This is a genomic window from Brevundimonas sp. (assembly GCF_013912065.1).
In the GTDB taxonomy this organism is placed as follows: Bacteria; Pseudomonadota; Alphaproteobacteria; order Caulobacterales; family Caulobacteraceae; genus Brevundimonas.
In genome coordinates, this window is sequence record NZ_JACESA010000010.1 from 142337 (window position 1) to 152162 (window position 9826).

Annotated in this window: 5 protein-coding genes and 1 pseudogene; 5 read left to right on the plus strand and 1 reads right to left on the minus strand. The window is 66.9% G+C overall.

What is annotated here, in order from left to right:
* Positions 1 to 91: 91 nt before the first annotated feature.
* Complete coding sequence (locus H2037_RS10645) at positions 92 to 2329, minus strand: TonB-dependent receptor (protein WP_292121406.1); 2238 nt, start codon at positions 2327 to 2329, stop codon at positions 92 to 94.
* A 245-nt stretch (positions 2330 to 2574) separates the two neighbouring features.
* On the opposite strand from H2037_RS10645, the gene H2037_RS10650 reads away from it, so the two are divergent.
* The 5 genes and pseudogenes from H2037_RS10650 to H2037_RS10670 all read left to right on the plus strand — a co-directional run.
* Entirely contained in the window at positions 2575 to 3948 is a 1374-nt protein-coding gene (locus H2037_RS10650; RefSeq protein ID WP_292121408.1) for a metallophosphoesterase, read from the plus strand.
* Positions 3949 to 4007: 59 nt separating this feature from the next.
* Complete coding sequence (locus tag H2037_RS10655) at positions 4008 to 5261, plus strand: TetR/AcrR family transcriptional regulator (RefSeq protein WP_292121412.1); 1254 nt, start codon at positions 4008 to 4010, stop codon at positions 5259 to 5261.
* 275 nt (positions 5262 to 5536) lie between these two features.
* Complete coding sequence (locus H2037_RS10660) at positions 5537 to 7747, plus strand: TonB-dependent receptor (protein ID WP_292121415.1); 2211 nt, start codon at positions 5537 to 5539, stop codon at positions 7745 to 7747.
* A gap of 71 nt (positions 7748 to 7818) precedes the next feature.
* The gene (locus H2037_RS10665) at positions 7819 to 9396 is read left to right on the plus strand and encodes an alkaline phosphatase D family protein (protein WP_292121418.1); all 1578 of its coding nucleotides are present in this window, start codon (positions 7819 to 7821) and stop codon (positions 9394 to 9396) included.
* A 22-nt stretch (positions 9397 to 9418) separates the two neighbouring features.
* A pseudogene (locus tag H2037_RS10670) lies at positions 9419 to 9826 on the plus strand (phosphatase PAP2 family protein); the annotation flags it as partial.

Consider the following 9826-nt stretch of genomic DNA (forward strand, 5'->3'; position numbering starts at 1 on the left):
GCGACTCCGAATCCAACCCGCAGCGTGGCCTTTAGTTCATCAGGAACGCACGGGCGCGCCGTCGGCCGGGGCCGGCGGCGCGCCTCGGCGCTTAGAAACGCTTGGTCAGTTGAACGCCGTAGGTGCGGGGCTCGTTGACGAAGGTGGTCAGGTTGTTGAAGTCGATGGCGCCGATGACATTCTCTTCGTCGGTGACGTTGCGAACATAGGCGGCCGCTTCCAGCCCCCGGTTCAGGTCACGCCACCCGGCGCGCAGGCCGCCTTCGAACGCGGTGTCCTGCATGAACTCGACCGATTCATAGAGGAAGAGGTTAAAGTCCTTCTGCATGACCCAGTCGGTCGAGGCGAAGAACTCGGTGTCGTCCCCCAGCGGCAGAACATAGTTCAGCGTCAGGTTGGCGGTGTATTCCGGCGCCTGCGGGAAGGGGTTGCCGTCGATCTTGGCGCGACGGGTGGTCCCAACCATCACGATCGGGTCGGTGACGGTGCAGTTGGAACCGCAGACGGCGACCAGCAGATCGCTGTCCTTGATCTCGGTGTGGTTCCAGGCGGCGCCGGCCGAAAGGCTGAAGCCCGCGCCCAGATAGATGTCGCCGTCCAGCTCCACGCCGTGGCCCTCGCCCTTGTCGGCGTTGATCAGGCGGTTGGTGTTGTCCGCGCCGCCGATGGCGGTGAACTGCATGTCGTCGACTTCATAGATGTAGGCCGTGCCGTTCAGGCGGGCGCGACCGTCCCACAGACGGGCCTTGAAGCCGGTCTCGTAGGACATGACCGTTTCCGAGTCGGCGGTGGTCAGGACCGGCAGGTTGCGGCCCTGGATCGACGGGCCGCGATAGCCCTTGGCCACGCGCGCGAACAGATTGAGGCCGTCGTTGACTTCATACAGGGCGCTGACGTCCCAGCTGACCTGCTCGTCGCCGACCGAAGTGGCGCCCTGGCCGCCCACCGGCGTGCCGGTGACGATCCGGCCGTTATAGTCGCGGCTGTCGTCGGTGTAGCGAACGCCCGCCGTCAGCTTCAGGGCCTCGGTCACCCGATAGCTGGTCTGACCGAAGACCGACCAGCTGTCGGACTTCTGCGTGATGTCGGTGACCTTGGTCGGCTGGAGCCCGCCGACGCCGTTGAAGGTGCCGGTGACCAGGTTGATCCGCTCGTCCCAGTAGAAGGCGCCGACCTGCCAGCCGAGGCGGGCGTCGCCGTTCGAGGCCAGGCGCAGCTCGTAGGTGTTCTGCCTCAGATCGCTGGAAAGGGTGCCGCTCTCGGAGTTGAACGGCGTCTTGTACGAGGCGGTCGCCGAAGCGCTGGCCACGCCGCCGTCGATGTCGCCGTCGCCCGACGATGAACCCTGATAGGCGCCGACGATGCCGGTCAGGGTGGCGGCGCCGAAATCATAGGCGACGCGCAGCGACTGCGACGTCGTCTTCTGCTTCTGGAAGTTGTTGCGACCGCCGTCGTAATAGACGGTCTCGCGGTCGAAATTGCCGTTCAGCTCGTTCGAACCCTTGGTCAGGGAGTTGGCGCGGTTCATCGTGCCGGTGCCGTCATAGTCGCGCGCCTGCAGGGTCAGCAGGGTCGACAGGCGGTCGGTCGGCGTCCAGGCCACGTGGACGCGTGCGGCGACGTCGTCGAAATTGCCCAGGTCGTCGCCGTCGGCGTCGGCGAAGGACGCATTATAGGCGTTGTCGACCCAGTCGTCGCGGTGGTTCCACAGACCCGACACGCGCATCGACAGCGTGTCCGTCAGCGGCATGGTCACGCCGGTCTCGGCGCGCACCGAACCCAGGTTGCCGTAGGTCAGCGAGCCGAAGCCGGTGAAGTCGTCCGAAGGCTTGACCGAGTCGATCTTGATGACGCCGGCCGGGGTGTTGCGGCCGAACAGGGTGCCCTGCGGACCGCGCAGCACTTCAAGCTGCTGCACGTCGAACAGAGGGAAGCCCTTCAGATAGACGCTTTCCAGCACGACGTCGTCCAGCACCACCGAAACCGGCTGCGAGGCGGTGAAGTCGAAGTCCACATTGCCGAGGCCGCGGATGTAGAAGCGCGGCGCATAACGGCCGTTCGAGCTCTCGACCTGGAGGCTGGGCACGCGGGCCGACAGCGACAGGATGTCGGCGCCGCCGGCCGAGATCTCTTTCAGGGTCTGAGTGTTCAGGGCGGTGACGGCGAAGGGCACCTCGCGGATGTTCTCGCTGCGGCGCTGAGCCGTGACGACGATGTCGTCGACGCCGGTCGTCTCTGTTGCGGGAGAGGCGGTTTGGGCGCTGGCCGCGCCAGCGCTCAGCAGGGCGATCCCGCTGACGGTGGCGACGAGGAAGACTGAGCGAAGCATGAAAATGTATCCTTGGCGACATGGGGAGGAGATGTCGCGCGAGCCCGTAGGACCTCTCGCGGCGAGTCGCCAGCGGAGACCGCGCGGAAAACTTGAACCTTTGAAGACGCGGACACAGGGGGGTCAGAATCGTATGCCGGCACGACGAGCCGACCGAGACCGGTATTGTGCAGCTTCGGTGATAATGCGATTTTGAAAGCTTGCGTGGCCCGGTTCCGCATTTCCCGACATTGTTTGGATCGACCATGTCCTTCGTCACGCCCTCACGCCGTCGGCTGCTTCAAATCGCCGGGGCTTCGGCTCTGGCGCCGGGACTGTCCGCCCTGAGACGACATGGCGTCGTCGGCCGAGTGCTGGCGGTCTCGGACATGCATTCGGCCTATGAGCGGATCGGCCAGTTGCTGGCCGCATTCGAGGGCGAGGTTCGGTCCCAGGCCGTTCCGCATGTGATCGCGATCGACGGCGATATCTTCGAGCACGGCGATGTCGTGGCCGTGCGCTCGGGCGGCGCGATCGACTGGGCCTTCCTGGCGGAGGCGGCGCGCCTGGCGCCCACCGTGGTCAATATCGGCAATCACGACAATGATCTGACGCCGGACCTGGCGGAGGTGGTCGGCCGTATGCGGAGCATCGGCGTCGTCGTCGTCAGCAACATCGTCGATACACGCACTCAGGCGGGCTACGCCGAGCCGGTCGCGAACGTGGCGTTCGGCTCACGCTCGCTGCGGGTCGTCGGCATGGCGACCAACGCCCTGAACACCTATCCCCAGGCGTCGCGCGCGCAGCTGTCCATACCGGACCCCGCCGAATGGGCCGGCGCCCGTCTGCCGGGGCTGCTCGACGGCGCCGATCTGCGCCTGGTGCTGAGCCACGCGGGCGTCGCAGCCGACAAGACCATTCTGCCGCTTCTGCCGGATGGAAGCCTGATGATCGGCGGCCACAATCATCTGCTGTTCCAGCACCGCCAGGGACGCAGCGCCTATGCCCACACCGGCTCGTGGACCAATGCCTATACGGTCGCTGAATATCTCGAAGACGGGACGGTGACGGTCGCGTCGCGGCCTGTCGCGACCGAGGCCGCCGCCTCGCCCCGGCTGCGGAACCTGATCGCCGAGACGCTGGCCGCCCATCTGACCGACGAGGATCGGGTCGTTCTGGGCGCCAGCCCGCGCGCCCTGTCGCTGGGCGACACCGGACGCCGGGTGGCGACGGGCCTGGCGGATGCGGCGGGCGCCGACGTCGGCTTCATCGGCCACACTACCCTGGGCATGGGCGCGCCGGCGGGGGCGGTCTCCCGATATGTGTTCGATTCCATCGTCCGTTTCGACGGCAGTCTGATGGTCGCCGACGCGCCCCGCGCCCAGGTCGAAGGGTTCATGGCCCGGGCCAATCAGGATCGGCCGATGCCGCTGGAAGAGCGCAGCGGGGACTTTCTCTATGGGGCCGCTGCGAGCGCCCCAATGACGGCGGCCATCGAGGACGACAGGGTTCGGATCGTGACGACCGACTGGTGCGCCGCCAATCAGGGCGAGTATTTCGGAACCACGGGACTTCAGTTCAGCGAAGTGGCGGACCGCAAGGTGAAGGCGGTTTCGATCGCGGCGCTGCTCGACGCCTGATCCAGGATCCGCGCAAGACCCGGCTCGACACGTCCCGATCCACGCTCCATTGGGGGCTTATGTCCAGCTCCCTCCCCTCCGGCGGCGCCGTCGACGCCAAACAGATCATCGATGTCGCCATCGATCGGGCATCGGCCGAAGGCGTGCGGAGCCTGACCCTGCGCGATCTGGCGCAGGCCGTGGGCAAGAGCACCACTGTCATCGTCAACCTGTTCGGCGCCAAGTCGGGCCTGCTTCAGGCGGTCGGGGAAGAGGCCTTGCGGCAGGACGTCGCCTTTCACGCCGACTTCTTCGCGGCGGTCGCGGGCCTGCCCCTGGAGCGCGACAATCTGCTGGCGCTGGCGCAACACTATCTTCGTCTCCGCGCCGGGAGCGACGCCGGCTTCGTGCGGATATGGGAGGCTCTGCTGCTGGATGCGGAGGTCGGCCCGGAGCGGCGCGACCTGATGAAGCGATGGACCGCCGCGCGACGCGACGCATGGCGGGGTTATCTGAGCGCCGACCCGAGACTGGCCGATCTGGCCACGCCGCTGGTCGCCTATCTGACCATCGAACAATTCTACGCCGGCGCCCTGGCGGGACGGACCGACTACGAGGTGATCGCCGCCGAGAGCCTGGGGGCTCTGATCGACCACATGCTGGACCGTCCCGAGCGGCCGGCGACGGCGACCTTCTGGTATCGCGAGAACCTGGTCCTGCCCCAGGCCCCCGCCGACGGGCTGGAGCCGGACTCGATGCGGTGCAAGCTGCTGGACATAGCCGCGGACCAGATCCTGGCGGGCGGGATCACCGCCATAACCAATCGGTCGGTCAGCGCGGTGGCGGGCACCTCGACCTCCACCATCGCCTACCACTGGCCCGACATGCGGCGTTTCGTTCTCGATGCGGTGTGGCACAGCGTGTTCCGCGACATGCCTCGCTACCTCGCCGGACAGAGGCCCGACGCAGACGCGGCGACGGCGGATCCCGACAACTGGACGCGGCTGATGGCGCCGACGGTTTCCATCCGGCCGGACGACGAGGGCTTCTATGTCCGGTACGCCCGCCTGATCGCCAGCGTCTGTGTGGAGGCGCGGCGCGACCCGTCGCTGCGGGATCTGGCCATGCTGTTGCGGGGTCCAGAGGGCGGCGGCACCTATTACAACAGCACCGGCGTCTGGCCCGCCGAGTTCGCCCTGACCCGCCTCGCGGCGACCCGTTTCGCCCTCTGGATCAAGGGCAGCGCCCTGGTGTCCTCGGCGACGGGGATACCGCTGTCGGCGGAGGACCTTCTGACGGCGGCGACCCAGCTGGTCGCACGTCCCACGAGATAGAACACGCGTTATCCGGGCGGACACCTCATTCCAGCATGTCCGTATAGAAACACTTCAGCAAAGCGTCACAAAAGCATAGCCTGTCCGGTTTATCTGCCGCGTCGTTGTCGAACAGTTGTTTTTCTGGTGCAGCGAGGCGGCTTCGGCCTCCCTCCCCGACGCTTGCCGCCGCCTCGTCCACGACCGGAGGAAGCGATTGTTCGATGACATCCCGCAACGCTTCGGCGCGCGAGGGAGGGGGTGTCCCCGCGCGTCGCCCGAAGGATGGTCAAAAAATGAAACGTCTTCTCCTCGGCGCCTCCGGCGCCGTCCTCGCCCTGGCGGCCATGCCCGCCTCGGCCCAAACGCATTCCGAGACCCGCGCATCGACGTTGCAGGACATCGTCGTCACCGCCCAGCGTCGCGAACAGTCCAGCCAGGATGTCGGCATCGCACTGAGCGTCGTCGATGGCGGCGACCTCAACGAAAAGGGCGTCAACGTCATCAACGACATCGAGAATGTCGTGCCTAACCTGGAGGTCGACAGCCAGTTCGGCAGCGGCCAGCCGAGCTTCCGCATCCGGGGCATCGGCACCCGCGAATACTCCAGCAACAACGCCGCGACCGTCGGCGTCTACGTCGACGAGGTGGCGCACCCCTATACGATCACCACCCAGGGCGCGATGTTCGACATCTCGCGTCTGGAAGTCCTGCGCGGGCCGCAGGGCACCCTGTACGGCCGCAACACGACCGGCGGCGCGATCAACATCATCACCAACGCCCCGACTGCGGCCTCGCACGCCGGCCTGACCGCCGAATATGGTTCGTATGACCGCTACAAGGTCGAGGGTTATGTCTCCGGCCAGGTCGTCCCCGGCCTGCTGGGCCGCCTCGCCGCCGTCACCGAACAGGGCGGCGCCTGGCAGTATAGCCGCGACACGCGCCAGAAGCTGGGCGACCTCGACAAGACCGCCATCCGCGGCCGCCTGACCTGGGACGCCTCGCAGGACGTGACCGTCGATCTCGCCGCCACCTATTCGGTCGACAAGTCGGACGGCCTGGGCTTCCGCCTGCGCGGCCCGTACACGGTCGCCGACGGCAGCGTCACCTATCCGGCCGACACCGCCTGGCGCATCACGGGATGGGAGCTGTCGCCGGAGATGGCTGCCGTTTCCGGCCGCGCCCTGGGTTCCAAGCCGGGACGCGACAACAATGGCCTGGATCTCAGCGCCCGCGTTAAGGCCGACCTGGGTTGGGCCGTGCTGAACACCGTCACCGCCTACCAGAACTTCGAACGGTCGGAATACAACGACTGGGACGGCACGCGCTTCAATGAATCCGACGTCTATTTCTACAATGACATCGACGCCTTCTCGCAGGAGGTCCGTCTGTCCTCGAACGACGGCGGTCGTCTGAACTGGATGGTCGGCGCCCACTATGCGGACGAGAGCATCGACGGCGGCTTCTACACCCAGTTCCGCGGCGCCAACCGCACCCTGATCAACACGCCGTACGAACAGAGCGTCGAGGCGATCGGCCTGTTCACCCACAACAGCTACGCCCTGACCGACCGGCTCAGCCTGATCGCGGGCCTGCGTTACGAGTACGAGGAACGCAGCCTGACCACCTCGGGCACCCGGCGGATCAACGTCCCCGAAGGTCCGAAAATCACCTACGACACCGACCTGTCGGAAGTGACCGGCCGTCTGGGCATGGAATACGACCTCACCGACAACGCCCTGTTCTACGCCAATGTGGCGCGCGGGGTGAAATCGGGCGGCTTCACCACCTACAACGCCACCTCGGCCACGCCGTTCAAGCCCGAGATCGTCATCGCCTACGAGACCGGCGTCAAATCCGACCTGTTCGACAAGATGTTGCGGGTGAACGGCGCCCTGTTCTTCTACGATTATGAGGATCAGCAGGTTCAGGGCCTGGAGTATGATCGCGAAGCCGGCCGCCTGGGCAAGATCACCAATGTGCCCAAGTCGGAAATCTACGGCGGCGAGATCGAGCTGGTGTGGACGCCGATCACGGGTCTGACGATCAGCCAGAACTTCGGCTACAAGACCGGCGAATACACCGAATACTACGCCATCGACGGCGCGGCGACCGATGCGGCCAACCCGGCCAACGGCCCGTGGGACGTGATCATCACCAACGACCGCTCGGGCGAACCGCTCCAGTTCCCCGAGTTCAACTACGGCGGTTCGATCGCCTATGACTGGTCGATGGCCGGCTTGGCCCTGCGGGCCGAGACCAACTACAATCAGCGCGACGCCATCTACAACGCGGCTTCGAGCTCGGTGCTTCCCGGCTACTGGCTGTGGAACGCCAATCTGAGCGTAGGCCCGGAGAACGCCAACTGGCGGGTCGGCCTGTGGGGCCGCAACCTGTTCAACACCTACTACGAAGAGACCCGCAACGGCTTCAACGGCTCCGCGCGTCCGACCACCTCGCCTAATCAGGGCCGCACGATCGGCGCGCGCCTGACGATGGACTTCTAAGACCGAGAGAAAGGACGGACCGGCCCAGGCCGGTCCGTCGCACCTTCGCCTTCTCCAGAAAGCCCGCCGTCATGCGACATGCCGCCCTTTCGATGAACCGCCGCCTGCTGTTGGGCGGTCTGGTCGCCGCGCCCCTGGTGCTGCGTTTCGGCCAGGCCCAGGCGGGCGGCGCCTATCTGTTCCCACTGGGCGTCGCCAGCGGCGATCCGGCGCCGGACGGTTTCGTCATCTGGACCCGTCTGGCCGTCGATCCGGTGGCGCCGGACGGTCTGGGCGGGATGGGAGGACCGGTAGCGGTCCGCTGGGAGATCGCAACGGACGAGAGTTTCCGCCGCATCGTCGCGGCGGGCGACGTCGTGGCTGACGGGGCCGACGCCCACAGCCTGCATGTCGAGGTCGAGGGGCTGAGGCCCGGCCGACCCTACTGGTACCGGTTCACCGCCCAGGGCCAGCAAAGCGCCGTCGGCCGCGCCCTCACCGCCCCGGCGCCCGACGCCGAGGTCGACCGGCTGCGTCTGGCTGTCGCCTCCTGCTCGAACTGGGAGTCAGGCTATTTCAGCGCCTATGGCCATATGGCGGACGAGACGCCGGACCTGACCCTGTTCCTGGGCGACTATATCTACGAATACACCCGCACCGGCGCCCAGGCGGCCAATGTCGTGCGGCCCTATGGGCTGGAAGAGGCGACGACCCTGGCGGGCTATCGCAACCGCTACGCCCTGCACCGGACCGACGCGGACCTGCAGCGGCTGCACGCCGTCGCTCCCTGTCTGGCGGTGTGGGACGATCACGAGATTCAGGACGACTATTCCGGCGTCTGGTCCAAGACCCCCGGCGTCACGCCGAACGATTTCCTGCGTCGCCGCGCGGCCGGCTACAAGGCCTTCTACGAGGCCATGCCCATTCGCCGCACGCGTCTGGACGCCCGGCTGCAGATGCCGATCCATCGTAGCGTCCGCTATGGCAGGCTGGCCGAGTTCTTCATGCTGGACGGTCGTCAGTACCGGTCGAAACAGGCCTGCAGCGACGGCCCGAACGGCGGCAAGGGCCAGGTGGTCACGGACGCCGCCTGTCCCGACCGGCTGGACCCGGCGCGCATCTTCCTGGGCTTCGAACAGGAACGCTGGCTGTACGACGGCCTGGCGCGATCGCAGGCGCGCTGGAACATCCTGGGCCAGGACCTGGTCATGGCCGGGCTGCGGTTCGGCAACGGCGACGCCGAGACCCGCTACTGGACCGACACCTGGGACGGCTATCCCGTCGCGCGCGACCGGATGACCCAGGCCCTGACGACGCTAAAGCCGCGCAATCCCGTGGTGCTGAGCGGCGACTATCATTCGTTCTGGGCCAATGACGTCAAGCTGGACAGCCAGGACGAGTCGTCGCCCACGGTCGCCACCGAATTCGTCGGCACGTCGATCACCTCGGGCGGCCCGCCTTACGAAGCCCTGATGGCGTCGATGCCGTCCAACCCGCACATCAAATTCTTCGACAGCCGCGTGCGGGGCTATGTGTCGATGGACGTTACGCCTGACCGGATGACCACCCGTTACCAGGCCATCAGCGACGTCCGCGACCCCAGGGCGACCCTGTCCACCCTCAATACCTGGGTCGTCGAGGACGGCCGTCCGGGCGCCCAGCTCGCCTGAAAACTCCAAGGTTCAAAGTCTCATGCCTGTCTTCTCCCGCAGCCGTCGCCTGACGGCCGCCGCCCTGGCGCTCGCCGTCGCCGGCTGCGCGACCGCCCCTGTTTCGGCCCCGACCTTCTGGACCGGATTCCGCGACCATCCGCACGGCTATCTGGCCAAGGACGCCGCGCCGAACGCCGCCGCCTTCCTGCCGCCGCCGCCCCAGCCCGGCTCCCTGCGCGACCAGGACGACATCGCCGTCTATCGCGCCACCCGCGCCCTCAAGGACAGCCCGCGCTGGGCCCAGGCCCGCGCCGACAACGAGATCGAGACCCCCGCCGCCCCCCATGCGTTCGACGAGGCCCTGGGCGTCGCCTTCTCTCCCGAGCGGACGCCCACCCTGACGCGCCTGCTGGGCCGGATGCTGGGCGATCTGGAGACGATCCAAACC

Excerpts from the sequence above, each read along its gene's own strand:
- H2037_RS10655 (WP_292121412.1), top strand. The coding sequence starts at position 4,008 with ATGTCCAGCTCCCTCCCCTCCGGCGGCGCCGTCGACGCCAAACAGATC.
- H2037_RS10645 (WP_292121406.1), bottom strand. The coding sequence starts at position 2,329 with ATGCTTCGCTCAGTCTTCCTCGTCGCCACCGTCAGCGGGATCGCCCTG.
- H2037_RS10660 (WP_292121415.1), top strand. The coding sequence starts at position 5,537 with ATGAAACGTCTTCTCCTCGGCGCCTCCGGCGCCGTCCTCGCCCTGGCG.
- H2037_RS10665 (WP_292121418.1), top strand. The coding sequence starts at position 7,819 with ATGCGACATGCCGCCCTTTCGATGAACCGCCGCCTGCTGTTGGGCGGT.
- H2037_RS10650 (WP_292121408.1), top strand. The coding sequence starts at position 2,575 with ATGTCCTTCGTCACGCCCTCACGCCGTCGGCTGCTTCAAATCGCCGGG.